The 24,633-nt window shown below is 59.4% G+C and carries 20 protein-coding genes; 6 read left to right on the plus strand and 14 right to left on the minus strand.

The window, feature by feature from the left end; genetic code table 11:
• Nucleotides 1–10 precede the first annotated feature (10 nt).
• The 3 genes from ACR0LZ_RS02045 to ACR0LZ_RS02055 are packed head-to-tail and all read right to left on the minus strand — an operon-like array spanning nucleotide 11 to nucleotide 2,725.
• On the minus strand, nucleotides 11–1,288 hold the full coding sequence (locus ACR0LZ_RS02045) for a TfuA-like protein (RefSeq protein WP_480748110.1): 1,278 nt from the start codon (nucleotides 1,286–1,288) through the stop codon (nucleotides 11–13).
• Nucleotides 1,276–2,511: a YcaO-like family protein gene (locus tag ACR0LZ_RS02050; protein ID WP_480748111.1), complete on the minus strand. Its 1,236-nt coding sequence runs from the start codon at nucleotides 2,509–2,511 to the stop codon at nucleotides 1,276–1,278. The genes ACR0LZ_RS02045 and ACR0LZ_RS02050 overlap by 13 nt, the downstream gene beginning before the upstream one ends.
• Nucleotides 2,512–2,521: 10 nt before the next feature.
• The gene (locus ACR0LZ_RS02055) at nucleotides 2,522–2,725 is read right to left on the minus strand and encodes a hypothetical protein (protein ID WP_480748112.1); all 204 of its coding nucleotides are present in this window, start codon (nucleotides 2,723–2,725) and stop codon (nucleotides 2,522–2,524) included.
• Between the two features lie 157 nt (nucleotides 2,726–2,882).
• Here ACR0LZ_RS02055 and ACR0LZ_RS02060 point away from each other — a divergent pair, with 157 nt between their 5' ends.
• Together ACR0LZ_RS02060 and ACR0LZ_RS02065 are read left to right on the plus strand one after the other, a co-directional pair.
• Complete coding sequence (locus tag ACR0LZ_RS02060; protein WP_480748113.1) at nucleotides 2,883–3,593, plus strand: iron-containing redox enzyme family protein; 711 nt, start codon at nucleotides 2,883–2,885, stop codon at nucleotides 3,591–3,593.
• A 52-nt stretch (nucleotides 3,594–3,645) separates the two neighbouring features.
• Nucleotides 3,646–5,877, plus strand: a complete 2,232-nt coding sequence (locus ACR0LZ_RS02065; RefSeq protein ID WP_480748114.1) for a S41 family peptidase — start codon at nucleotides 3,646–3,648, stop codon at nucleotides 5,875–5,877.
• Nucleotides 5,878–5,910: 33 nt separating this feature from the next.
• On the opposite strand, the gene ACR0LZ_RS02070 is transcribed toward ACR0LZ_RS02065, so the two are convergent.
• A complete protein-coding gene (locus ACR0LZ_RS02070) occupies nucleotides 5,911–6,672 on the minus strand; it encodes a DeoR/GlpR family DNA-binding transcription regulator (protein WP_480748115.1) in 762 nt (253 codons plus the stop codon).
• A 183-nt stretch (nucleotides 6,673–6,855) separates the two neighbouring features.
• Between ACR0LZ_RS02070 and glpD the strand changes: the two genes are divergently transcribed.
• Nucleotides 6,856–8,472 carry a glycerol-3-phosphate dehydrogenase gene (gene glpD / locus ACR0LZ_RS02075; protein WP_480748116.1) on the plus strand — a complete coding sequence of 539 codons (1,617 nt, stop codon included), beginning with the start codon at nucleotides 6,856–6,858 and terminating at the stop codon, nucleotides 8,470–8,472.
• A 45-nt stretch (nucleotides 8,473–8,517) separates the two neighbouring features.
• On the opposite strand, the gene ACR0LZ_RS02080 is transcribed toward glpD, so the two are convergent.
• The 7 genes from ACR0LZ_RS02080 to ACR0LZ_RS02110 form a co-directional block, all read right to left on the minus strand.
• Nucleotides 8,518–11,664 (minus strand): efflux RND transporter permease subunit, encoded by a 3,147-nt coding sequence (locus ACR0LZ_RS02080; RefSeq protein ID WP_480748117.1) that lies wholly within the window; start codon nucleotides 11,662–11,664, stop codon nucleotides 8,518–8,520.
• A 3-nt stretch (nucleotides 11,665–11,667) separates the two neighbouring features.
• On the minus strand, nucleotides 11,668–12,768 hold the full coding sequence (locus tag ACR0LZ_RS02085; RefSeq protein ID WP_480748118.1) for an efflux RND transporter periplasmic adaptor subunit: 1,101 nt from the start codon (nucleotides 12,766–12,768) through the stop codon (nucleotides 11,668–11,670).
• A gap of 316 nt (nucleotides 12,769–13,084) precedes the next feature.
• Nucleotides 13,085–14,803 carry a methionine--tRNA ligase gene (metG, locus tag ACR0LZ_RS02090; RefSeq protein WP_480748119.1) on the minus strand — a complete coding sequence of 573 codons (1,719 nt, stop codon included), beginning with the start codon at nucleotides 14,801–14,803 and terminating at the stop codon, nucleotides 13,085–13,087.
• Between the two features lie 115 nt (nucleotides 14,804–14,918).
• A complete protein-coding gene (locus ACR0LZ_RS02095; RefSeq protein WP_480748120.1) occupies nucleotides 14,919–16,142 on the minus strand; it encodes an MFS transporter in 1,224 nt (407 codons plus the stop codon).
• Between the two features lie 81 nt (nucleotides 16,143–16,223).
• On the minus strand, nucleotides 16,224–16,823 hold the full coding sequence (locus ACR0LZ_RS02100; protein WP_480748121.1) for a YceI family protein: 600 nt from the start codon (nucleotides 16,821–16,823) through the stop codon (nucleotides 16,224–16,226).
• Nucleotides 16,820–18,034, minus strand: a complete 1,215-nt coding sequence (locus ACR0LZ_RS02105; protein WP_480748122.1) for an MFS transporter — start codon at nucleotides 18,032–18,034, stop codon at nucleotides 16,820–16,822. The genes ACR0LZ_RS02100 and ACR0LZ_RS02105 overlap by 4 nt, the downstream gene beginning before the upstream one ends.
• Nucleotides 18,035–18,093: 59 nt before the next feature.
• Nucleotides 18,094–18,714, minus strand: coding sequence for an ImuA family protein (locus tag ACR0LZ_RS02110; RefSeq protein WP_480748123.1), 621 nt, complete (start codon nucleotides 18,712–18,714; stop codon nucleotides 18,094–18,096).
• A 191-nt stretch (nucleotides 18,715–18,905) separates the two neighbouring features.
• Between ACR0LZ_RS02110 and ACR0LZ_RS02115 the strand changes: the two genes are divergently transcribed.
• Complete coding sequence (locus ACR0LZ_RS02115; protein ID WP_480748124.1) at nucleotides 18,906–19,829, plus strand: sulfotransferase domain-containing protein; 924 nt, start codon at nucleotides 18,906–18,908, stop codon at nucleotides 19,827–19,829.
• Here the strand turns inward: ACR0LZ_RS02115 and ACR0LZ_RS02120 are convergent.
• Together ACR0LZ_RS02120 and ACR0LZ_RS02125 are read right to left on the minus strand one after the other, a co-directional pair.
• Complete coding sequence (locus ACR0LZ_RS02120; protein WP_480748125.1) at nucleotides 19,805–20,569, minus strand: ArsR/SmtB family transcription factor; 765 nt, start codon at nucleotides 20,567–20,569, stop codon at nucleotides 19,805–19,807. The two genes, ACR0LZ_RS02115 and ACR0LZ_RS02120, sit on opposite strands and share 25 nt — an antisense overlap.
• Nucleotides 20,570–21,015: 446 nt before the next feature.
• Nucleotides 21,016–21,414 (minus strand): rhodanese-like domain-containing protein, encoded by a 399-nt coding sequence (locus ACR0LZ_RS02125; RefSeq protein ID WP_480748126.1) that lies wholly within the window; start codon nucleotides 21,412–21,414, stop codon nucleotides 21,016–21,018.
• A gap of 113 nt (nucleotides 21,415–21,527) precedes the next feature.
• Between ACR0LZ_RS02125 and ACR0LZ_RS02130 the strand changes: the two genes are divergently transcribed.
• Complete coding sequence (locus ACR0LZ_RS02130; protein ID WP_480748127.1) at nucleotides 21,528–22,574, plus strand: aldo/keto reductase; 1,047 nt, start codon at nucleotides 21,528–21,530, stop codon at nucleotides 22,572–22,574.
• Between the two features lie 17 nt (nucleotides 22,575–22,591).
• Here the strand turns inward: ACR0LZ_RS02130 and ACR0LZ_RS02135 are convergent, their stop codons facing one another.
• Nucleotides 22,592–23,578, minus strand: a complete 987-nt coding sequence (locus ACR0LZ_RS02135; protein ID WP_480748128.1) for a GlxA family transcriptional regulator — start codon at nucleotides 23,576–23,578, stop codon at nucleotides 22,592–22,594.
• A 133-nt stretch (nucleotides 23,579–23,711) separates the two neighbouring features.
• Between ACR0LZ_RS02135 and bcoG the strand changes: the two genes are divergently transcribed.
• A complete protein-coding gene (gene bcoG, locus ACR0LZ_RS02140; RefSeq protein ID WP_480748430.1) occupies nucleotides 23,712–24,629 on the plus strand; it encodes a 3-dehydrocarnitine:acetyl-CoA trimethylamine transferase BcoG in 918 nt (305 codons plus the stop codon).
• Nucleotides 24,630–24,633: the final 4 nt, after the last annotated feature.

Raw genomic sequence — 24,633 nt, forward strand, 5'->3', positions numbered from 1 at the left:
AGCTTTTTGTTCAATCGCCGCTTGATTCATCGTCGGTTCCGTTCGTCTTGATTTTTCTTTCAACCGCGGCCTTGGCCTGTGCCCATTGCCTTGCCAAGTCCGATACCAAATCGCCAACCGTTGGGGATGCACGGGCCATCAGACAATTCCAATCCTCCGCCCTGTGTTCGGCGGCGATCCGGTATTGCAACAACCTGTGTTCCTCGTCACCCAGCGCACCATCCTCAACCGCTCTCAGAAATTCTGAGACCGCCTTGAAACGGAAACGCTCTGCGTCAATGTCGCCGGAACGGGACACCTGGTCAATCAGGAAACCGGAAAAAGCCATTGCTTGATCAATATGTTTGCATTTGACGTGACGCCAATCGAGTTGCTCAAGGTACTTGGTCCATTTGTCTGGCAGGATTGGGTCAATACTGTGCAATTCTTCAAGCGCATTCCGGTTTTTTCCAAGCCACCGGTTTGCGCGACCGGTCATCAGCAACCACAAAACGAATCCTGCGTCATGTTCGCCAACATCTGGTCCAAGCGCAGACCCCGGCAGGCTGGTTCGCAGATCGTCCAGATCCCTGAACGGAACGCGTGTCGCACGTGGGCGCGTAGCCCAACCGGGGTCCCGTTTCATCAGTCGCGCCACCAGCTTCAACGCGCTGCGGGCATCCTCGCGCTTCGGGTCTTGATCCCTGAGCCAGTCGGACATCCCGGTAGACGGTTCTTGGTTCTGGCTGGCGGCAAAAATGGCGCGCCACGTGCGTTCGGAATAGTGCAGGTTTTGTGCGGCTTGGCAAAGTGCGTTGGCCTCTTGCAGCGAAATGAGGTTCCGGCGAACGGCTCGGCGCAGGGCGATCCGCACGCCGGCCAGTGGCAAGGTCAGAGATGGATAAGGGCGCTCGGGATTGAAGGTCACGGCGACCTCGTCCTCACTGTCGATCAACCCGCGTCGGAACATGCGGAAAATCCGGCCCATGCCGATGGCCCCCAAAGGGACGCAATCCACCGCGCGCAGCGCTCCCATGCTTGCTGCACCAACGACAACTGCTCCGTCCCGCAAAACATCGGCAACTTCGCGCGGCGATACCGCGTCGTTTTGCGAAAACACGCCATCAAGGATGACCATAACAGAGTAGCGTAACATGCGGGCCAAGTGCAGATCACCGCGACGCACAGGCGGTCGCAGCTCGGCATTCGGCAGGATGCGCCGGACTTCCTCAGCGGGGATCGACGGGCCGACAAAGACCAGCGGAGGGGCCGCGGGGGTCGTGAAGTCAGGTGTATCTATACCAGCCATCTCAGATCCCGTCGCGAGACGCGGCTTTGGTCCACCAGAAAAACGCTCAGCCCCGGAACGCAGACCCGAACAACCGCCGCCTGCAAATCACTGCGGGTCAGGTCTGCAAACAAAGCTTGCGAAAACCCGGCAACCTGCAATGCGCCGAGAATGTGAGCCAGATCATCAACCAGATCGTGGCTTTCAAAATTGGGAACGCTGCTCCATGTGCTGAATTCCATAGCCTCAGGGTGAAACGGAAAGGGGCGTTTGCTTTGCGGCATTCTGTTGAAACTGTCTCGCGCGCCTTGAATGCGGGCCAGACGCGACTGAACGGCCTCGGTCAAGGCCCGGGACAGGGCCACACCGGCGTTCGGCGCACAGCCAAGGCCGGGAAACTTCTTTTTTTGCGGTCCCGAAGGCGTCGGATACGACCCATCGATAATGGTGGCGCGAAAAACGGGGATGCGGATGTCCTGAGTAATTTCCTCAAGCTCAACCGACAGCCCTTCTTCCTCGATTTCGCCGATCAGATTCCGACAGGTTTGCGGCAGGTCAGCCTCGGCGGCAATTCTCCGGCACGTCGGCGCCGTGTCTTCTGCTTCGCCATAGAGTTCAAAAAACAGCAGTTGACTGATTGCATCGCGCTCGACCAACTCGCACAGCCCGTGCACGACCGCTTCGAGGAGGGTGTTGCCCGAGGCGAGCCCGTTCGTGTCCGGCAGGTGCAAAAGGCCGTCAACCGGCGGGCAGACCATCATGTCCACAGGAACCAGGACATCACGTGCCGTTTTCAGATCGGTTGCCGCGAGCCAGGTAATTTCACGATCGGGGTCAAATCGGGTGCCAGGTGGAAGAGTAAGAAGCCGAGGGTCCAACGCGTTGGAATTGCATTCCGACAGCTTGGAAAAGCTGGCCCGAATGGCTCCTTGGGGAATCGTTTCCGCTGTGACCCTTTCGCACGCTTCCATGATGGCGCTTGCTTTTGCCGCCGCCTTGCTGCGCCCTTTTCCCATATGCGTGGTCAAATCGCGGGCGAGAGGGGTGACAGCACAATAGACCGGTAACCCAAGGCGATCCAAAGGCGTCAGATCGGCCACCCGTGTTATCGGCAGCGCGGACCTGATCCTGTCACATTTCTCGAGTGTCTGTTCGGCGGTCAAGGTCCTTGGGAAATCAAGCGAGACCTTGACCGAGTTTTCGTGGCCAAAAAGGTGCCGTACGGTCTTGGCGATAGACGGCACTCAAGTAACCTTAAAGCGCGGCCATGCCGCCATCTTCATCACCGTCGGACGAAAACGGCATACCGGTGATCTTGTCCTTGAGTTTGATAATCGCGTCGATTTCTTCTTTCGAGAATTCCTCGTTCAAAATGCGCTTGTGGTCATCTGAAATGTGGCTTGCGTCCTGAACGGCTCCTGCGTTGACCAAGCGATCCAAATTCGAAGATTCGGCCATGACTTCATTCCCCCTCTGTAGGTTTCCGGCGGAATGCCGAAAATTATTAACAAACTCTATGCACGACAAATTATGCCAGCGTGTCAACGAATATTGTTGAATTTCTGCCCTTTCCAGCCGAAACTTAACCAAATGTTTAGAAATTTTGAGGCGAGCAATGAATGAGAATGCTTCTGTCGTAGGCAAACTTTCCAACAGCCAGATCGTTCGCACAAAGATGAAGCTGACCTGCTCTGCCGCGAATGAGGCATTCGCCAGATTCTGGGCGCGGCCAGACCTGCCAGACCTAATTCCGGGTTTTCTTGTCACGCTTCAACAAATCATGCGTGCCACCGTCCCATTGATGGAGGCCGCGCGGGATCGTGCGGCGGAAATGGCCGAGCGTGACGCCTTGTGCCGCCATTTGCGCGACTATTTTGCCAAGCATGTAGGCGAAGAACGTGACCATGATTTATGGGCGCTCGACGATCTCGAAGCGGCGGGGTTTGCACGGGCAGACGTCCTTGACGTTCTGCCGCTTGGCGATGTGGCCTCGATGATGGGGGCGCAATACTATTGGATCCACCATTATCATCCGGTCATGCTGTTGGGTTGCATCGCGCTTTTGGAATCCGCACCCCCCAGTGACCAGTTGATTGACAAGCTTGAACGCGAAAGCGGTTTGCCGAAAGAAGCCTTTCGAACCTATCATTTCCACGGCCGCGTCGATCCGCATCATCGCGACGATCTGGATGAAGCGCTGGATCAGATGCCGCTCAGCCGCCGCCATCTAGGTCTGATAGGTATCAGCGCGACGCATACTGCGAACACGCTTGCGTCGATCGCAGGCCGAATTTCTCCCTCCGACGCCCCTGATCGACGGATCTGAGACGGCATCGCGATTTCGGGGGATCGCGATCCGCAAAATACAGGAGATCACAGTGACCAAGCGCAGCAGTGCGCCGCTTCGAAACCCGATGGTTTTGCGCGGCAGTCCCTATGCCGACGACGCAACGGACCGCGTCGCACAAATCGAAGTTCCGGCGTTGGCGCAAGCTTTGAAAAGCGTTGGCAAAACCTACGCAGTGGGCGAAGCGTTGGCGATGCCGGAAACCGAGCCCCTTTCCACCCGTGACCGGCGCAAGATCATCGATCAGTCCATTCTTGTTCTCAGCGAGCTCTATGTTCATCGGGAACTTAAACGAACCAGGCATGCGGTCGATCCGGTGACGGCTCTGCGTCAGCTCAAACGACGCTGCGACAAGCTGGACGGATACGAATTTCACCTTCACATAATGAAGATATTCAAGGGGTTGCGGGATATTCACACAGCCTATGTGATGCCTCCGCCCTTTTCAAACATGGTGGCGTTCCTGCCATTCCTGCTGGATGCTCACGTCATCGACAGCGACGCACCTGTGCATGGCAAGGTGTGTGAAGTCGAAGACCTCAGCGAAGACAGTTTCGACCCGGATGCCGAGCGTACGGTCATCGTTTCAGGGCTGCTCGCGGATTTCAAACATCCTTATTTCAAGCCCGGCGTCGAAATCCTGAGTTGGAACGGAATGCCGATCCACGAGGCGATCCGACGCATCGGCGAGGAAGAGCAGGGCTCGAACATCTATGCACAATTCGCTCTGGGTCTGCGTCTGATGACGGTCAGGTGGTTCGGTGGCTCGCTTCCGCCCAGCGAGTACTATGTTACGATCGCGTACCGCTATTGGGATGAAGAAGACAAAGAGGTCATTCGCGAAATCCGTTTTCCCTGGCGTGTCATTCTGGACAACGAAGACAAGGGCAGGGTGGCCTCGGTTCAGGCCATGTGGGAATTGAAGAAGAACTTTCAGAACAACTCCACGTCGGACCCCTCGATGGAACACCGCTCGATGTATGAATCGACCGTGCGGAATACTCTGTTCCAACGGCCCAGCGAGATCGACCGCAAGGAACGCATCATCAAGATTCCCGCCGAAATCGAAGGCCTGCCACCCGGCGTGTTCGAAGTGCACAATATCAAGGTCGACCATGGGCCTGACGGGTTCAAGTTCGGCCTTGTCAGGATCGTGCACTTTGATTGCAGCCCAAAGAAATTCGTCGAAGGCTTTCTCAAGATTCTGTTCAGCATTCCACAGACCGGGCTATTGATTGACGTTCGATCAAATCCGGGCGGACAGGTGGTCGCCGCCGAACGGGTCCTGCAATTCCTGACACCACGTGTCATCACGCCGTTGCCTTTTCAGTTTCTGGCAACAACGCTGGTGGAACAGATCGTATGGTCCAGCAAAAGCAAGGCAAAACCTCTCCGGGATTGGCGCAACAGGGTGTCTCCGGCCGTGGACGTCGGCAATATGTTTTCGGGGCAGGAAACGCTGACAGACCCGCAATCTGCCAACGATATCGGGCAGGTCTATTACGGGCCGATTGCGCTGGTCACCAACGCGATTACCTACAGTTCGGGCGACATCTTCGCGGCCAGTTTTCAGGATCACGAAATCGGGCCCGTCATCGGCGTCGACCCCAGCACAGGAGGGGGCGGGGCCAATATGTGGCCGCATCGCCATTGCGTCGATCTGGTTACCCCCGGCGAAACGCTCGACTACCTGCCGCCCGGAAAGGCGCCAGTCGAACCCAAACCGCATTACGCGGTGCGACGCTGCACGAGGGTGGGCAAAAACCAGGGCCTTCCCATTGAAGAGGATGGCGTTCGTCGCGATCATTTCCACAACCTGACTCGCGACGACCTGCTGGGCGGTGACGTCGATCTGATCCGCCATGCCGCCAAGCTGTTGAGCGGGCTGCCTAAGCAGGATTTCGATGTGGGTTTGCGGGTGGATGGTCGGCCCATCGCGCTTGATTCAATCATTCTGGATGTACCGGTCGTTACCGACCAGGTTCAGGTGGAACTCGACGTGGATGTGGGCGAGCGGTACGGAGGGCTGCAGTTCATTCTGTCCGTGGATGGTCGGCCCATAGGGCTACAACTCCCAACGAGCAACCGGACCCGAATGAAGTTCAAGCTTGACACAAACAAAATGGCGGATGTTCGGCTGGATGCCCATGACTTTGACATCGTAAGCGGTCATAGCTCAGGGGTGGCTGCTTCCTTCCGGCGTCGGATCCTCTTTAGGCGGCTGTCGGATGATGTCGACGGTGCGGCGTTGCAAAGCGCCTGACCTGCCCGGGGCTGCCGCCCCGGTCTTGCCGTTCTACCCGCAAATCTCGACCTCAGTCTCCCAGTCCTGGCATTTCTCGGCCAGGGTGGGGGGCAAGGCCTGATCGGTGTAAAACCTGTCGATACACTCCATCGACGCAATGCGCGCAGGGGCAGAGCGTTGGAACTTGGAATGGTCCGCAACCAGAAAGCTCTTTCGCGCCTGCGTAAGGATGGTCTGGCTGACCTTGACCTCCTGAAAGTCGAAATCCAGCAGGTCCCCGTCCATATCCAGAGCCGAGCAGCCAATAACCGCATAGTCGAACTTGAATTGTTCGATCACGGCCACCGTCAGGTTGCCGATCAATCCTCCGTCCGCCCGGCGCAGAACTCCGCCAGCGACGATGATCTGACAATCTGGATTGGCAACCAGAATATTGGCCACGTTCATATTGTTCGTAACCACCATCAGGTTCTTATGGGCCAGCAGCGCCCGCGCGACCGCCTCGGTCGACGTGCCGATATTCAGAAAAATCGACGCGCCGTCCGGAATATCCCGTGCGCATCTTTCGGCAATTCTGGTTTTCGCGTCCTCGTTCAAACCGCGCCGGTCTTCGTATCCGATATTTGACACGCCCGAGTGCAGAACCGCCCCGCCGTGCACGCGGTCAATCTTTCCGGCCTCCGACAACTCGCCAAGGTCGCGACGAATGGTCTGGACCGTAACCCCAAAGCGTTCCGCCAGATCCTCGACCGTAACCCGGCCTTCGGTCCGGGCAATTTCAAGAATATCCGATTGTCTGAACGAAAGGGACATGCTGGGATTCTCGGCTGTTTCCGAACGCACCGTTGAAGGGGGTTGGACTATTCTTGGTGTTTTTGCGTGAACGCATGCGAAAGTCAATCAAGCCAAAACGAAATAAAACGAAAATTAATGTTGACGAAACGAATAACTGGCGCATAGATGCGCGCAAAACCCAGAGCGTGGAGCCACTCCAAAATGCCCGGTCAAAAACCCGAGATTTGTGATCTTTTCATCATCGGTGGCGGTATCAACGGATGCGGCATTGCGCGCGACGCCGCTGGTCGGGGCCTATCGGTCGTGCTTGCGGAAATGAACGATCTGGCCTCCGCTACCTCGTCAGCATCGACCAAGCTGTTTCATGGCGGTTTGCGCTATCTGGAGTATTTCGAAGTGCGCCTTGTGCGCGAGGCCCTGATCGAGCGTGAGACCTTGCTGTCGGCCATGCCTCATATCAGTTGGCCAATGCGCTTTGTCCTGCCGTACCATCCCGATATGCGCTTTGACGCGGAAACTCCGACTTCGCGCATTCTGAATACGGTCATGCCGTGGATGCGCGGCCGGCGGCCAGCCTGGCTGATCCGGCTGGGTCTTTTTCTTTACGATCATCTGGGCGGTCGCAAGGTACTGCCCGGCACACGGCGGCTGGATCTGCGGAATACCCCTGAAGGCCTGCCATTGCAGAAAAAGTTCCGGCACGCCTTTGAATACTCTGATTGTTGGGTCGAAGATGCCCGCCTCGTCGTCCTGAACGCGCGCGACGCCGCGGCGCGTGGCGCGCAAATTCTTGTCCGAAACGAGGTGGTCGCGGCAAGGCGTGACGGCGATTTTTGGACAATCTCGGTCAGAGACAGTAATACGGGAGGCACACGATCATTTCAGGCACGTATGCTGGTCAACGCGGGCGGACCGTGGGTTGGCGATATCATTCAGAATCGCGTCCACACGCAATCGCGTGATGGCGTGCGTCTGGTGCGCGGCAGCCATATCGTGACCCACAGGCTTTACGACCACGACAAATGTTATTTCTTTCAGGGCGAAGACGGGCGCATCATCTTTGCGATCCCGTATGAGACTGACTTCACGCTGATCGGAACCACCGATCAAGACCATGCGGTCCTTTCGGAAAAACCCGTCTGCACCGAAGAAGAGCAGGACTACCTTTGCGCTTTTGCCTCGAAATACTTCAAAACGCCGCTGTCTCGTAAGGATGTCGTCTGGACCTATTCCGGTGTTCGCCCGCTGCATGACGACGGGGCCAGCAGCGCTACGGCGGCGACCCGCGACTATACTCTCAAGGTGGATGACGACGGCGGCGCACCCCTTCTGAACGTGTTCGGGGGCAAGATCACCACCTATCGACGTCTGGCAGAAGGCGCCCTGGAAAAGATCGGCCGCTACTTCCCTGACCTGCCCGGTCCCTGGACAGCCGGGATCGCCCTGCCGGGAGGGGATTTCGCCGTGGGCGGCTTCGATGACCTCGTCGCGCGCCTGTCCTCCGAGTTCAACTTTCTGGATGCATTCTGGGCACGCAGGTTGGTCAGGGCCTACGGCACCGAGGCATGGGACGTACTGGCAGGCGCAACATCGCGTGACGAACTGGGGCAGGACTTTGGTGCGACACTGACCGAACGCGAAGCCGTCTGGTTGATGGACCGCGAATTCGCGCGCAGGGCCGAAGATATCGTGTGGCGCCGCAACAAGCTGGGCCTGCGACTGAACGCGGAACAGATTGCCGTGTTGGACGCATGGATGCTGCAGCGGTGGGGCGTAACCGGAGCAGCGCCAGCCAACCACGTTCCTTCAGCCGGTTGAAGGCGAACGGCGGCAAGGGTGCAACCCCTGCCGTCGCCTCAATGATCAGGCCGTCGGAGGCGTCGCCTCGTCTCCGGGATTGGTGTCTTTCGTGCCTTTGACCCATTCACGCAGGCCCTGCATCACCGCATAAAGCACCGGCACCAAAATCACACCGACGATTGTGGCGGCCAGCATCCCGCCGAAAACCGCAACGCCGATGGCCTTCTGACTGGCGGCTCCGGCGCCATTTGCGGCCAGCAACGGAACGACCCCCAGCAGGAACGACAGCGCCGTCATCATAACCGCGCGGAAACGCTGATGAGCGGCCTCTGCCGCGGCTTCACGGATCGACAGGCCCTTGGCCCGCTGCTCCATCGCGAACTCCACGATCAGAATGCCGTTTTTCGAGGCCAGCCCCACCAGCATGATCATCCCGATCTGCGTATAAAGATTGATGTCGCTGCCCACGATGGCGACCGCCGCCACCGCCCCGAACAATGCCACGATAACGGATAACAGGATTGAGACGGGCATCGTCCAGCTCTCGTACTGTCCCACCAGGAACAGATAGCCGAACAGTACCGCAAGCCCCAGAATGATCACCACCAGATTGCCAGACGCCAATTGCTGTTGCGCCGTTCCCGTCCATTCGAACGCATAGCCCGAGGGCAGGGCGGTCGCCGACTCCTCGGTCATGACCCGGATAGCGTCGCCCGAAGACAATCCCGGCGCCGGCACGGCGGTCACTGTTGCCGAACGGAACAGGTTGTGCCGTTTCAACAGGACAGGCCCCAGGACGTTTTCGACATCAACCAGCGTTCCCAGCGGAACCATCTCTCCTTTGGTCGACCGCACAAAAAGGTTCGAGATATCCTCGACCTTGTCGCGATAGCTTCCTTCGGCCTGGATCATCACCCGATAGACGCGGCCATAAAGGTTGAAATCGTTGACATAGTAGGAACCCAGCTGCGCCTGCATGGTCTGAAATATCTCGGCGACCGAGACCTGCAATGTCTTGGCCTTTTCCCGATCCAGATCGACGAAAAGCTGGGGCACGTTGGCTCGGAACGTGGTGTAGGATTGCGCGATTTCGGGCCGCTGGTTCGCTGAATAAACGAACGACCCGACCGCCGAGGCCAGATCCTGCGCGCTGCCGCCGCCGGTCTGCTGCACCTCCATCTCGACCCCGGCAGACATGCCAAGGCCCTGGATCGGCGGCGGGTTGAAGGCCACGATCGAGGCAGCGGATTCCTGGTTCGCGATGCCCAGGATTTTCCGCAGGATCGCGTTGGCGCTCAGATCCTCCTCCTGCCGGTCGTTCCAGTTGTCGAGGTTCACGATGATCATCGCGCCATTGGCGGTGAGCCCGTTGAGCAACGAAAACCCGTTGACCAGAACAGTGTTGGCCACCCCGTCAAGCTGGCGGAACTGGTCGTTCACACGCGCAGTGACCGTTTCCGTCCGCTCCAGCGTCGCCGCGTCGGGCAGTTGGATATCGACAAACAGATAGCCGTTGTCCTCAAGCGGAATGAACCCTTTCGAGGTGTTCCCCATGATTGCACCCGCACCCAGCGCAATGGCGGCAATGATGCCCAGCGAAATCACGGGAATGCGCAGCAGGCGCCGAACGATGGCGGTATAGCCGCCCCGCATGCCGCCAATGAACCTTTCGAACACCGCCAGCAATCCCGTCGGCGGGCCCGAGCGCGCTTTCAGAACCAACCCGCAGAGGGCAGGGGACAGGGTCAAAGCGTTGATCGACGAAATCACAACAGCGGTCGAAATCGTCACGGCAAACTGCGAATATAGCCGCCCCGATATGCCAGGCATGAACGTCACCGGCACGAATACCGCCAACAAAACCAGTGTGGTGGCGATCACCGGTCCGGTGATCTGGCCCATCGCCTTGCGGGTGGCCTCGGGCGGGCTCAGTCCTTCTTCGGCTATGATGCGTTCGACATTTTCGACCACGACGATGGCATCATCCACGACGATCCCGATGGCCAGAACCAGCGCAAAAAGCGAGATCGTGTTGAGCGACATGCCAAACGCCAGCAGAAACGCAAACGTTCCGATCAGTGAAACCGGGATGGCCACCGCCGGAATGATCGTTGCCCTGAATGAGCCGAGAAAGATGAAAACGACTGAAATCACCAGAATGAAGGTCAGGATCAGGGTCGACACCACGTCGTTCAGAGATTGCTCGACGAAATCCGTCGTCTTGAACGGAATCTCGTATTCCAGATCAGCCGGAAAGGCGCGGGACAGGCGTTCCAGTTCCGCCTCCACCCGTTCCGCGACGGCCAGGGCATTTGCACCGGGGGCCTGATAGATGCCCAGAACGGTCGCGGGAAGCCCCTGATAGTATCCCGACGCGCTGTAGAATTGTGCCCCCAGCTCAACGCGGGCGATGTCCCTGACGCGCACAATGGCACCGGCTTCACCAGTTCTGACAACGATGTTGCCGAACTCTTCGGGGGTGCTCAGCCGCCCCTTCGACTTGATCGTGTATTGAAAGGTCTGCCCCTCCGGGACGGGGGGCGAGCCGATGGAACCGGCCGAGACTTCGATGTTCTGTTCCCGGATTGCGGCAATAAGATCTCCGGGCGTGATCGAAAGCGCCGCCATCTTGTCCGGGTTCATCCACATGCGCATGGCGTATTCAAGATTGGTCAGAACATCGGCCTTGCCCACGCCCTGAATCCGCGCCAGCGCGTCCTTGAGGTTGATCGAGGCATAGTTTGACAGAAACACGCTGTCATAGGTTTCGTTGGGCGATGTCAGCGTGACCGCCATCAGCATGTTGGTCGAGGCCTTTTGCGTGACAACGCCCGACGATGTCACTTCGGCCGGCAACGAGGCGATGGCCTGTGCCACCCGGTTTTGCACGTTGACCGAGGCGATGTCGGGGTCGGTGCCAACTTCGAAAGTGACGTTCAGGGAATATGATCCGTTGTCCGCCGAGGTCGACGTCATATAGATCATGTCGTCCACCCCGTTGACCTGCGCCTCGATCGGCGCCGCAACGGCGTTTTCGACGGTTTCCGCGTTTGCGCCTGTATAGTTGGCGGATACACTCACGACCGGGGGGGTGATGTCGGGAAACTGCGCAACCGGCAGAACCATGTACCCGATGCCCCCCATGATCGTCAGCACCAGCGAAATGACAAGCGCCAGCTTGGGCCGGCTTATGAACAAGGCTGAGAACATCGCTTATTCCCCGCCCGACTCGGATGCCACCACGGCATCGACCGCAACGCCCGGGCGCACCCGCTGCAGGCCTTCGACAATCACGCTTTCGCCTTCGCGCAGGCCATCCAGAACGATGATCGCGCTGCCCACGGTGTCACCGGTGGTGATATAGCGCTGTTCGACCATCTGCTTGTCGTTGACCACCAGAACGAAATCGCCACGCTGGTCCCGTTGCAGGGCCGCCTGTGGAATGAGAGTGCGCAATGTAGGTTCCAGCGCCTGAATACGCACATTCAGGTAAGCGCCATCCACGATCAGGCGAGACGAATTTTCGAATTCCGCGCGAACCAGCACCGCGCCTGTCAGGGGATCGATCCTGTTGTCGATGAAAACGATCCGCCCGGTCTCATCCAGTTCGGACCCGTTTGGAAGATCGACATGGACTTCGGGGCTTTTGGGGTTTTCGCTCAACGTGCCACTGGATTCGTCGAACTTTTCAAGGACATCGACCAGTTGCTTTTCATTCAAAGAGAAGCTGACGTAAATCGGGGCTTCGCGGACCAAGGTGACCAATGGAGGGTTGTTTGGGCCCACGACATCACCCACGCTTGTTGTTACGCGGCCCAGTCGACCGGGAAATGGGGCGCTGATCTTGGTATAACTCAGATCAAGTTCGGCTTGCTGGATCGCTGCCTTGGCCGCCTTGACGGCCGCCTCTGCGACCAGCTCGTTCGCTTTGGCGATGTCGACCTCGGATTCCGGAACAGCCTCGCGCTTCAACAACTCCGATTTCCGTGCCAGATCGACCCTTGCCAGTTCCAGATTGGCATCGGCCTTGTCCAGATCGGCCTTGCGCGACCGCAATGTCGCCTCGTAAAGATCCGGTTCGATTTCGAACAGCAACTCGCCTTTCTCGACCGCCGAACCGTCTTCCACCAACTGCTTTTGCAAAAAGCCGTTAACCCGGGCAACGATGTCGACCTTGTCGATGGCTTCGCCCCGGCCAATGAACTCCGCCTCATCGACGATCTCCTCGCTGTAAGCCGCCGCGATGGAAACTTTTGGTGCTTGTGCCTGTTCGTCCTGTTGCGACAGGGCCGACCCGGCTAGCGCACAAGTCATCAAGGCACCAATCCAAAGGCCTCGTGACGCAGGGCCGCCGTTGGTGAAAGAAAGTGGCGAAGCAAATGGCATTCCGGGGCCTCGTTGTCTGTTCGTTAAAAGTGATAGGATTGCCTGGCACGAGGCCAAGCCGAATAGAATCCATGTCAGGATGACGGCATTCTCGCGATTTCTCAAGTCAACCTTGCCGGACTGATCATTGAAACGTCAGGGAAAACCGGAATCTTGAGGATGACGGCACAAAAAAAGGCCCCGGCACAACGCCGGGGCTCTTATCTCGTTCAGATATGTCGAATGAGACCTTCTGCTAGGCCCGTCAGTCGCGCTGGCCCGAAAAACGGGTCTGCCAATCTTCGCGTTGCTCGTCGGTGATCTTGGCGAACAGAACGTCAGGGACAGCGAACTCGTGGCCTGCAGGTAACGCGGTCAATGCCTGCGCCACGTCTTCGGGCCATGCGGTATCCAGCGTGTTCATGGCCGACAGCATCTTGGCGGCGCTGTGCGGAATGAACGGCGCGCTCAGAACCGCGTAGAGGCGGATCAGGTTCAGCCCCATACGCACCTGCGCGGCCGCCTGTTCCGGGTCCTCCTTGAAGGTCGACCAGGGGGCGGCGGCTTGCAGGTATTCGTTGCCTGCCACCCAGATTGCGCGCAATTCCTGCGCCGACTTGCGGACCTCCATCGCTTCCATATGGCCCTCATAGGCCCGCACGCGCACGGTCAGGTCCGCAATCAACGCCTGTTCGCGCTCGCCATACGCGCCACCTGATGGTACCTCTTCGCCAAATTTCGAGCGGCAGAACTTGGTGATGCGGCTGACGAAATTGCCCAGAACATCCGCCAGATCCTTGTTCACCGACGCCTGAAAGTTCTCCCAGGTGAACTCGCTGTCGCTGCTTTCGGGCGCGTGACTCAACAGCCACCAGCGCCAGTAGTCGGCCGGCAGGATCTCCAGCGCCTGATCCATGAATACACCGCGCCCCTGGCTGGTCGAGAACTGACCACCGTCATAGTTCAGATAGTTAAACGATTTCAGGTGATCGACCAGTTTCCACGGCTCGCCACTCCCGAGGATGGTTGCCGGAAAGCTGAGTGTGTGGAAGGGCACGTTGTCCTTGCCCATGAACTGAACATAGCGCACGTCGTCGGCGCCCTTGTCGGTGCGCCACCAGCGCTCCCAGTCGGCATCCGCCCTGCCATTGGCCTCGGCCCATTCACCCGCACAGGCGATATATTCGATGGGCGCGTCGAACCAGACGTAAAAGACCTTGCCCTCCATGCCCGGCCAGTCCGCATCGCCCTTCCTGACCGGAATACCCCAGTCCAGATCGCGGGTGATGCCGCGATCCTGCAGCCCGTCGCCATCATGCAGCCATTTCTTGGCGATCGAGGTGGTCAGCACCGGCCAGTCGGTTTTGCCGTCGATCCACGCGTCCAGCTGATCCTTCATCGCCGACTGGCGCAGATACAGGTGCTTGGTCTCCCGCACCTCCAGATCGGTCGAGCCGGAAATCGCACTGCGCGGTTCGATCAGATCGGTCGGGTCCAGCTGCTTGGTACAGTTCTCGCACTGGTCGCCGCGTGCGCGCTCATATCCGCAATTGGGGCAGGTGCCCTCGATATAGCGATCAGGCAGGAACCGGCCATCGGCATTGGAATAGACCTGTTTTTCGGTCACCTCGCGGATCAGCCCCGCCTCCGCCAGCTTGCCGGCGAAATGCTGGGTCAGCTTGTGGTTCTGCGGGCTGGAGGAGCGGCCGAAATGATCAAAGCTCAGGCCAAAGCGCTGGGCGATGTCGGATTGAACACCATGCATCTCGGCGCAATACTCCGCAACCGGCTGTCCGGCCTTTGCAGCGGCCAGTTCGGCCGGGGTGCCGTGTTCATCCGTGGCGCACAGGAACATGACCTCATTGCCCCGGCCGCGCTGATAGCGCGCGTAAAGATCGGCAGGCAGTTGCGAGCCGATCAGATTGCCGAGGTGCTTGATCCCGTTGATATAGGGGATCGCCGAGGTGATGAGAATCCGTGCCATAAGTCGTACCCGCGTATCTGTCTGCGCGACCGTCTAACCCATGTAGCCGCCCAGCAAAAGCCCGCATGGCGCAATGGGCGCGTTTCCTGCCCCCGGCACGGCAACCGGCCTGCAGTCATCCGTCTTCGCGTGACCGTTTCAGCAGGCGACCGACCGTAAATGAGGTGCGCGGAGAATAGACATAGTGCGTGCGGTCCTCGGGCGTCGGGCGGGCCCGCATCCGGGTCAGTCCAAATGCAATCAGGAACGCATGACCCAGGGCGACAAATGCAAACAAGGCGCTGGGGCCATAGGCCTCGATCAATGACGACGCCACATAGGGCGCGGCGATTGCCCCCAGAGCATAAAAGAACATCAGCGCAGCCGACAATTCGACACGTTGCTCGGATGTCGCAAAGTCATTCGCGTGCGCGGCCGAAACGGAGAATATCGGAAACGTCGTAAAGCCAAACAAACCGGCGGCAAGCATGACACCCACGGTGCCTGTATCGCTGGCCGCCATCGTGATGCCGCAACTGAAAACGGCGGCGACCGAAAGCCAGATCAGAACCCAACGGCGATCGTATTTGTCGGCAAGCCAGCCCATCGGGTATTGCGCCAGCGCTCCACCAAGGACGAACGAGGCCAGAAAAAAGGCGATCTGGTCGACGCCCAGGCCAACGCCCTGACCGTAAACCGGGCCGACCATCCGGAACGAGGCCGAGCTCAGCGCGGCCACGATCACCCCTGCCACCGCCAATGGCGAACAGTGCCAGGCCAGCTTGGGCCGCAAACGCGGCGCGTCCGGCGTTTCGGGTTGGGTGGCCTTGGTCAATGTCAGTGGCAACAATGCCGCGCAGCACAGGATCGCCAACAGGTTGTACGAAACATAGGACGCCGGCGGCAACACCGCGATGATCAACTGGGCGCTGAGCGACGCGCTCATATCGACAATGCGATAGATGCCGGTGGCGCGTCCACGCGTTTCGTTGGTGACCTTTGCATTCAGCCAGGCCTCGATCACCGTATAGCTGCCTGCAACACACATGCCCGAGGCGATCCGGAGCATGGCCCAGACATTCGGGTTTTGCGTCAGGGTATGCCCCAGTAACCCCATTGCGCCCATTGCGGTAAAGGCAGCGAAGGCGCGGGAATGGCCGACGCTTCCCATCAGGCGCGGCGCCCACCAGCAGCCAATGAAGAACCCAAAGAAATGGGCCGAACCCAAGAGACCGATTTGCTCGGTCGTGAAGTCAAGCGTCAGCCCGGAAATCGCATCAAGCGGGCCGACACCTCCGGTAGAGAGCTGCAACAGGATGACGGACAGAAAAAGGGCGGCAAAAGAAATGATCGTACGCATGGCCCCCCCAACATGACCACTCGGTTTTGCATTGCACGAAGTTTCTCGACTTTATGGTGTCGGTTTTGAACGATGGGAAGACTAGTTCGCGCGCTTGATTGTCGCTTTTATGTCCAGACTCACAATATCCGTCACCAGTTCAGGAAATCCGTCCGCCCCGAATGCGCTGCGGCTGAGTTGCCCAAGCAACTGGATGCTCAATTCGTCCAGATCGTCGGGTGAACTTCCCGCCTGACGATAAAGGTTTGCCTGCAAGGTCACCGGGCGTGTGACGCCGCGCAGGGTCAGGTTGCCCGTGACCCGCGCCCCGTCCGACAGTCTGCCGCCTTTGCCCAGTTCGATCCTTGTCGAAACGAAACGAATGTCTGGATGTTCGGCCGCATTCAGAACCTGTGTGCTCAGCATGGCATTGCGGGCAAATCCGAACATCGTCTTTGCGCCGGTGACATCGACCGTCACGTCAACCTGGCTGCGTGCGAGATTCTGCAGGTCGATCCGGATGTCGGCGGACCGAACCGGCATGGTTCCGAACTGGTTGGTCCCGGCCATGGTGAAATAGAACCCGACCTCCGATTGGCTTGGTTCCAGATCGTATCGTGTCTGGGCTGCAAAGGCGGCGGTGGGTATCATCAGGGCAGATACTGTGAGCAGAAAACTGCGTCGCGAAAGACGCGGTTTCATGCCAGAACCTCTTGCCGCCGTGGGCGCGAGCGCATCAGCAGCATGATCATGATCACGATGTTCAGCCCGTTCCACGCGATTCCGTTGACAAAGGCCAACTGATAGCTTCCGGTCAGATCGTAGATCCAGCCGGACATCCAGCCGCCCAACGCCATGCCCAGGATCGTGACCATCATCACGAAACCCACGCGCGCGCCCGCTTCGCGCGGCGGCATGTATTCGCGCACGATGAGGGCGTAGCTGGGAACGATGCCGCCCTGCGACAGGCCGAACAACGCGCTGACCAGATAAAGCGAAACCAGCCCGTCGTAGGGCAGGAACAGGAACAGGGCGGTGCATTGCAGGACCGATCCAATCAATAACGTTCGGACGCCGCCCAGCTTGTCGGCGACAAGCCCCGAGATGACGCGGCTGACGACGCCGCCCAACAGCATCAGCGACAGCATCTCGGCACCCACGGCCGGGCCATAGCCCAGCCCGACGCAATAGGCGACGATGTGAACCTGCGGCATCGACATGGCAACGCAGCAGCCGATCCCGGCCAACCCCAGCACATATTGCAGCGCCCGTGGCGACAGCCCCGCGCTCTTGGCGTTGAGGCTTGCGGCACTGGCCGCCGTGTCATGGGCATCCAGCGGCAGCGGTTTGCGCAGCAAAAGCGACAGCGGGATCACCACCACCAACGTGATCCCCGCGAGGTTCAGATAAACCTGCTGCCAGCCGTGCTCGGCCAGGGTGCCGGCCAGCAGGGTGGGCCAGATTGCACCCGACAGATAGTTGCCGCTTGCCACCAGCGCCACCGCAATCCCACGCCGCCGGATGAACCAGTGCGATATATCGGCGATCAGGGGGCCAAACCCGATGGCTGTGCCCAACCCCAACAGCACATGCACCAGGGCCAGAATCGTCATCGAAGACGCCAGGGTGGCCAGACCATAGCTGATCGCGCTGAGGATGGCGGCTCCGATCAACGCGCGGGTGACGCCCAGCCTGTCGACCAGTTGCCCCAGCCACATATTGCCCAGCGCAAATCCGATCATGGTCAGCGTGTAAGGCAGCGAGGCTTCGGCCCGCCCGGCGCCGAACTGCGCCTCGATATCCGGCATCACCACGATGACGGCCCACATGCCGACATTGGCCACCGTGGCGATGGCCAGCGTGATCAGCAGTCGGAGCCAGGAATACCGGCTGTCGTGGATCGGGTGTGTCATGCGCGCACGCTAAGGAGCACGTGATCGTTTGACCAGTCACAAGTTTTGTTACCGAACGCTCAACCTGTCGGGGGCTCGGCTCCGATGCGCTCAAGCTTCAGCTCCGCACGCGGTCCGGTCTGCGTGGCCAGCCATGAGACCGGAAGCAGGGCGCGGGCGCGGCGGCGGGTCAGGGTCCAGCGCCGGGTTGTGCCCTGATGTGCGGGGGCCATGTGCCAGCGCGTCTCGATCCCCTGCGCACCGCCCTCGCCGGGGGTCAGCAACAGCCCCAAAGGCGCCCGCCCCATGGCGCCGCCCTGTTCGGCGGCCAGATGCATCCGCCGCACCGGCGTCAGCCCCGGCGCTTCAGGCAGATCGCCGATGACCAGCGGCACCGCGCCACTGCGCAGCGCCTCTTCCATGCACCACAGCAGGTCATCGGCGCGCCCGGGCCGCACGAACAGGAACCGTGCCGGATCGGCGAAGGGCATCATCCCGTCGGGGTTCAGCTGATCGCTCTCCCACGCGGGCGAGATCCATAAAACCGGCCCCTGCATCCGCCCCGCCAGCCACAGGGCAAAGCTGCGCCGGGCCGGGCCGCAGGCCTCGTGCACGCGCGCCAGCGGCAGGGTGATCTGGGGATGCAGGCAAAGCCCCGGCACATCGCGCGCAGGCCTGCGGCTGAGAAGGTGAGTCGGCATGGGAACAGTTTACAGTGTTCCTTGTTTGTTCTCAATCGGGATGATCGTCCCAAAGCGACCTTTTGTTTGCCGGGTACTCAAGCGCGTGTAATCTGGCCCTGTTCCCGGCCAGATTTTCGCATCCCAAAGCGTCAGGAGCGGCAAGATGATGCCAGCACAATCGGATGGCCCGCCGACAGAGAGGTCAAAGAATGAAAGATCCCAGCGACAATGCCACCTCCCCGCGCGGAAACCCGTGGATAGACCACGAAATCCAGAAAAGGATCGCCTGGCGCGACGGGGACGTCGTGATTTCGGTGCCGCCGAAAAGCGGAACCACCTGGACAATGAACATTGTCTATCAGCTGTTCACCGGAGGCACGGCGGAGTTTCGGGACATCTACGAAGAAGTTCCGTGGATCGAACTGCTGGGATATCCCGGCCAGCCACATCAGGAGGTTCTGGAGCGTATCGACGCAATGCCAACCACGCGCCGCCGTGCATTCAAAACGCATTCCGCGCCGCCCAATATCCCCTTCATCGCTCAGGCGGCGGGACGCGACGTGAAATACATCGTGGTCTTTCGCAACCCTGAAGAGGCGCTGGTATCCTTCCGACCGTTCCTCGAAAAATTCTCGGACGACTGGCTCGACCTCTGGCAGCACCCAAGGGGCGCGGTATCCCGCCCGGACTTTCCGTCATTCTATTCCCAGATCATCGACCCGCGCGGAACACAAGGGGCCTTCTTTGGAACACTCGCAGCCTGGTGGCCACTCAGAAACGAGCGCAATGTCCTGCTCATCCACTTTTCCGACATGAAACGGGATCACGAAGGCTCGATCCGAAAAATTTCGGACTTTCTGGGCATCCATCCGAACGAAGATCAATGGTCAGGCATCATGGAATACACATCCTTCGCCTGGATGAAAAAGCACGAGGACAAGTTCGAAGCGCACACCGCTGGCAGGATTCCCATTCTCAAATCAGGTGCCATGATGCGAAAGGGCGAGGTGGGCAAAGCCCGGTCCGATGGCATGACCGATGAAATTTCCGCCCACCTGCGCGCCGTGGGAAACCGCATCTGCCCCGACGCCGCCGCCGTCAACTGGCTTTACAAAGGCGGCGGCATTCCCTGACCGGCAACCTTGGCAGCAGAACCCCGGATCTCGCCCGCAGGCCAAGCCGTTGCCCGCAGGCTCAGGCCGAATTCTACTCTGAACCCGTTACTGCCTTTTGGGGTGATGCTGGTTTTCCCTTGCGCAACATCGCGGCGTATCCAGTCACGCGCGATGAAACTTCGCATGAGTTCAGCACCAAGTGCGCCGCCGAGATGAGGTAGGTTTTCAACCCAATCGGGGCAAAAACTGACACTTCTGCGTGGCCCCCCAAGTACGGCTTGTGCATTCAGCCCAAATTCCACCATCCATTTGATTCCAGCGTCTTCCACCACAGGGCCCGACCCGGACAGCGCCACAAAACCACGCTGCATCAGATTTGCCGCGATGCCACATCCCAAACGCCCCGCGATGTGATCCATGCAAGGCCGGGCATGGACATGAACTTCACGCCAGTCGGGCACGCTCGGTCGGTTTGTCTCGGCGGCACGAACCAGCCCTTCGACGCTCTCCAGCATTTCGGCAACGGTTTCGCTGGCCAACCGAAAAAGGCGGGTTCTGCCTTTCTTGGTGACAGTGACAAGACCCGCCTCCACCAGTTTGGAAAGATGCTCACTGGCCGTGCTGTTCGCGACGCCGGCGATCAAGGCCAATTCTCCGGCGGAAATCGCTTCGTCCGCCTTCAGGGCATACATAAAATTCGCGCGGGCAGGTTCACCCAACAGCGAGCAGATTTCGGCAATCCGGTTAACACCATTCATATTTCGGTCATAACCGAAATATCGTGCCGCAACAAGCTGTATGAATTGGGTGGAACTGAAAGGACCGGACAATGCATTTTGACGATATGGACCTTAAATCGACCTATGGAATGAGCCTTCGACCTCGCGGCCACACGCAAAACCTCAGGCATTCAATTGCTCTGCAGACTTATATTCGAAAGCGCCGCGTTCTTGCTGGCTCAGTGCAAACCGACAGGGCAGATGCCGAAATTCGCCACACAACGAGACTTCGGAAACACCTTGGGCAAGCGGTTCAGCCGCTTTCGAAAATCTTCGGCTTTCGCGCCCTTGGATATCAAAATCCGCACGTCGAAAAGCCATGACTCAGCCTTTCCCGAGTTTGCCTCCTTCTCTTGCGGATAGTCGGCCCAGTACCAATAATTGGCGTTGGGAGTGAGAACCCTGCAATCATTTCCCGTGAGGCCTCACTCTCTGTTTTCGATTGCGCCGCCCTGTTTCACCCATTCGCTGAATCCGCCTTCCAGATGCATCACGGGGTTCAGCCCCATTTCCTGTGCAACCTTGGCGCTGAGCGCAGATCGCCAGGCGCTGGCGCAATAAAAGACATAGGTCTTGTCCTGATTGAAAACCTCCTTGTGATAGGGGCTTTCCGGGTCGATCCAGAATTCCAGCATCCCGCGTGGGCACGAAAACGCGCCGGGGATCTGACCCAGCCGCTGCAACTCGCGGATATCGCGCAGATCGACAAAGACATAGGCCGGATCGTCGTACAGCTCCTTGGCTTGCGCCACCGGCATCGTTTCCACGACCGCATTGGCTTCGGCCAGCAGGGTCTTGATCCCCTTGGTGATATTCTGCGTCATCTCATCCTCCTGCACACCGGCAAAAGCTGGCGGAAATCCGGATCAACCTCAAGGGGCTTGCCCCTCGTGATCGGTCGGTTAGGTTTGCCCGGTGCGAGCAGAGAGGTATCCGGATGAAAATGAACCCGTTGGGCCGTTCTGGGATAAAGGTCAGCGACCTGTGCCTCGGCACCATGACCTTTGGAACCCAGACCCCCGAGGCCGAAGCACATGCGCAAATCGACATGGCCCTGGCCGCAGGTGTGAATTTCATAGACACCGCCGAGATGTATCCAGTCAATCCTGTCACCAAGGAAACCGTTGGCGGCAGCGAGGCGATCATCGGAAACTGGAATGCCGCAAACCCCGGACGCCGAGGAGACTATATTCTGGCCACCAAGCATTCGGGGGCCGGTTTCATGCATGCGCGCGGCGGCGCACCGATCTCGGGACAGACCATTCCCGAGGCGGTCGAAGGCTCGTTGCGACGGCTCAGAACAGACTATATCGACATCTATCAGTTTCACTGGCCGAACCGGGGCAGCTACATGTTCCGGCAGAACTGGAACTACGACCCCTCGCAACAGGATCGCGCATCCACGGTCGCCAACATGGAGGATTGCCTGGAGGCGCTGCAGCGGCAGGTGGACAAGGGCAACATCCGCGCCTTTGGCCTGTCGAACGAAAGCGCGTGGGGCACCGCGCAGTGGCTCAGGATCGCTGCAGAGCGCGGATTGCCCCGCGTCGCATCTGTACAAAATGAATACTCACTGCTCTGCAGGTTGTACGATACGGACATGTCGGAGCTGAGCGTGAACGAAGACGTGGGCCTGATGGCGTTCTCTCCGCTCGGCGCCGGCTTCCTGACCGGCAAGTACCAGGACGGAGTTGTACCATCCGGATCGCGCATGTCGCTCGTTCCTGAGATGGGCGGCAGAAAATCTCCACGCGTACTCGAAGCCGTGGCGGCCTATCTGAACATCGCGAACCGGCACGGCCTCGATCCGGTTCACATGGCGCTGGCGTGGTGCCGGACAAGGCCTTTCATGATGTCGGCGATTTTCGGCGCCACGACGCTGGCGCAACTCGAACACATTCTGAGCGGCGCTGATCTGATATTGCCTGACGACATTTTGGCCGAGATTTCAATGGCTCACCGGGCGAATCCGATGCCTTATTAGCCTCGGCCAACCTGCATTCAGTGATGTGTCGGCTGCGCGCGTTCCTGCCGAAGGTCCCGCGCCGACAGCCCGTGCGCAGTGCGAAAGGCGCGGGCAAAGCTGGATTGCGAAGTGAACCCGGTCGCCAGGGCCACGTCCAGCAGAGACATATCGGTATCCGTTACAAGGCGGCGCGCCTCGGCCAGCCGCAAATGCAGATAGTGATCCTGCGGCGTGGTATCGAGACGCAGGCGGAACTGCTGTTGCAACGTGCGCGGACTTGTACCAAGCGTCGTGGCAATCTCGGCCAGCGCCATAGGTTCGTCCAACGCCGCCTCCATCAACGCATTAGCCTTGGCCGTCAGTGCGTTGTGACGGTGCGGTGTTCCGATTCGACTTTGCGGGCGCGAGGGGCCCGAGGTGCCGTCATAAAGGAACAGGCCAGCGACGCGGGAGGCAAATCGCGCGCCATGGCGTGCGGCAATGATGTGCAGCATCATCTCGATCGCCGGAATGGCCCCGCCCGAGGTCATCCGGTTGCCGGAAATCGCAAAACGATCCGGCAGGACATCGATTTCGGGAAACCGCGATGCGAAGTTCTCGAGGTCTTCCCAGTGGGTCGTAGCGGTGTGGCCGTTCAGCAGGCCGGCCTCGGCCAACAGCCACGGCCCGCCATCGATCCCTGCCATCGCCGCACCGGTCGAGGCGATCCTGCGTAGACCCGCCAAAAGGCTGGGCGTGGCGTGGCGGGCAAGCTGGAATCCGGCCACGACGACCAACAGGTCACACCCCTCAAGGCGCGCCAATGGGATGCCAGGCACCGATAGCGCGCTGGTCAATTGTGCCGGGGCTGGTGTGGCGGTGACATAGTCCCAGTCAAACGCTGGGCGGTCGGCAAGGCGATTGGCCGCCCGCATCGGATCGACGGCGGCGGCAAAGCTGAGCGTGTTGCAGTCATCCAGCACAAGCACCGCCGTCTTCAAAGCGCGATGTTCGGGCTGCAGTATGTTTTTTGCGGATTTCATCAAGTTCGATTCGCATCTTGGCAAGTTGTTTGCACAAGGCTGCGCCAGAGTCGCCTTCGAAAGCAAATCGGAATCCGGGGACAAGCCTGGGGACAACCCGTGGCACAAGCCGGTAAAACTTGGGGAAAACGCAATGCCGCTGGAAATGAACCGCGAAGTCTTCATCACGTGTGCCATCACGGGCTCGGGCGGAACACAGGATCGCAGCCCGCATGTGCCACGTTCACCCAAGCAGATTGCCGACAGCGCGATTGCCGCTGCCAAGGCCGGGGCAGCAGTGGTTCATTGCCACGTGCGCGACCCGGAAACCGGCGCGCCGAGCCGCAAGCTTGAGTTTTACCGTGAGGTCACCGACCGCGTCCGCGACGCCGAGGTTGATGTGGTGCTGAACCTGACCGCCGGCATGGGGGGCGATATCGTCTTTGGCGATGTCGAAAACCCGTTTCCCGTGAACGATTCCGGAACCGATCTGATCGGTGCCAGCGCCCGCGTCGCCCATGTTGCCGAATGCCTGCCCGAGATTTGTACGCTGGATTGCGGTACCATGAACTTTGCCGAGGCAGATTATGTCATGACCAACACGCCCGGCGCGTTGCGTGCGATGGGCAAGATGATGACCGACCTGGGCGTGAAGCCCGAGATCGAGGCCTTTGACACCGGCCATCTTTGGTTTGCCAAGCAACTGGTCAAAGAGGGGGTTCTGGAACCCAACGCTCTGGTCCAACTATGCATGGGCGTACCGTGGGGGGCGCCGGATGATCTGAACACGTTCATGGCGATGGTCAACAATGTGCCGGATGACTGGACATTCTCGGCATTCTCGCTGGGGCGCAACGAGATGGCATATGTTGCAGCAGCCGTTCTGGCAGGCGGCAATGTGCGGGTGGGGCTTGAGGACAACCTGTGGCTGGATAAGGGCGTATTGGCCGAGAACTGGCAGTTGGTCGAGCGCGCTGGTTCGATCATCGAAAATATGGGCGCGCGGGTGATCGGGCCGCAGGAAGTGCGCGAGAAACTGGGGCTGACCAAGCGGGCACCAGTGGCAAAGTAGGCGC

Source organism: Ruegeria sp. CI1 (assembly GCF_056536925.1).

Coding starts and splice junctions, on each gene's coding strand:
- ACR0LZ_RS02045 (WP_480748110.1), bottom strand. CDS start 1,288: ATGGCTGGTATAGATACACCTGACTTCACGACCCCCGCGGCCCCTCCG.
- ACR0LZ_RS02055 (WP_480748112.1), bottom strand. CDS start 2,725: ATGGCCGAATCTTCGAATTTGGATCGCTTGGTCAACGCAGGAGCCGTT.
- ACR0LZ_RS02060 (WP_480748113.1), top strand. CDS start 2,883: ATGAATGAGAATGCTTCTGTCGTAGGCAAACTTTCCAACAGCCAGATC.
- ACR0LZ_RS02070 (WP_480748115.1), bottom strand. CDS start 6,672: ATGTCCCTTTCGTTCAGACAATCGGATATTCTTGAAATTGCCCGGACC.
- glpD (WP_480748116.1), top strand. CDS start 6,856: ATGCCCGGTCAAAAACCCGAGATTTGTGATCTTTTCATCATCGGTGGC.
- ACR0LZ_RS02080 (WP_480748117.1), bottom strand. CDS start 11,664: ATGTTCTCAGCCTTGTTCATAAGCCGGCCCAAGCTGGCGCTTGTCATT.
- ACR0LZ_RS02085 (WP_480748118.1), bottom strand. CDS start 12,768: ATGACTTGTGCGCTAGCCGGGTCGGCCCTGTCGCAACAGGACGAACAG.
- metG (WP_480748119.1), bottom strand. CDS start 14,803: ATGGCACGGATTCTCATCACCTCGGCGATCCCCTATATCAACGGGATC.
- ACR0LZ_RS02095 (WP_480748120.1), bottom strand. CDS start 16,142: ATGCGTACGATCATTTCTTTTGCCGCCCTTTTTCTGTCCGTCATCCTG.
- ACR0LZ_RS02100 (WP_480748121.1), bottom strand. CDS start 16,823: ATGAAACCGCGTCTTTCGCGACGCAGTTTTCTGCTCACAGTATCTGCC.
- ACR0LZ_RS02105 (WP_480748122.1), bottom strand. CDS start 18,034: ATGACACACCCGATCCACGACAGCCGGTATTCCTGGCTCCGACTGCTG.
- ACR0LZ_RS02110 (WP_480748123.1), bottom strand. CDS start 18,714: ATGCCGACTCACCTTCTCAGCCGCAGGCCTGCGCGCGATGTGCCGGGG.
- ACR0LZ_RS02115 (WP_480748124.1), top strand. CDS start 18,906: ATGAAAGATCCCAGCGACAATGCCACCTCCCCGCGCGGAAACCCGTGG.
- ACR0LZ_RS02120 (WP_480748125.1), bottom strand. CDS start 20,569: ATGAATGGTGTTAACCGGATTGCCGAAATCTGCTCGCTGTTGGGTGAA.
- ACR0LZ_RS02125 (WP_480748126.1), bottom strand. CDS start 21,414: ATGACGCAGAATATCACCAAGGGGATCAAGACCCTGCTGGCCGAAGCC.
- ACR0LZ_RS02130 (WP_480748127.1), top strand. CDS start 21,528: ATGAAAATGAACCCGTTGGGCCGTTCTGGGATAAAGGTCAGCGACCTG.
- ACR0LZ_RS02135 (WP_480748128.1), bottom strand. CDS start 23,578: ATGAAATCCGCAAAAAACATACTGCAGCCCGAACATCGCGCTTTGAAG.
- bcoG (WP_480748430.1), top strand. CDS start 23,712: ATGCCGCTGGAAATGAACCGCGAAGTCTTCATCACGTGTGCCATCACG.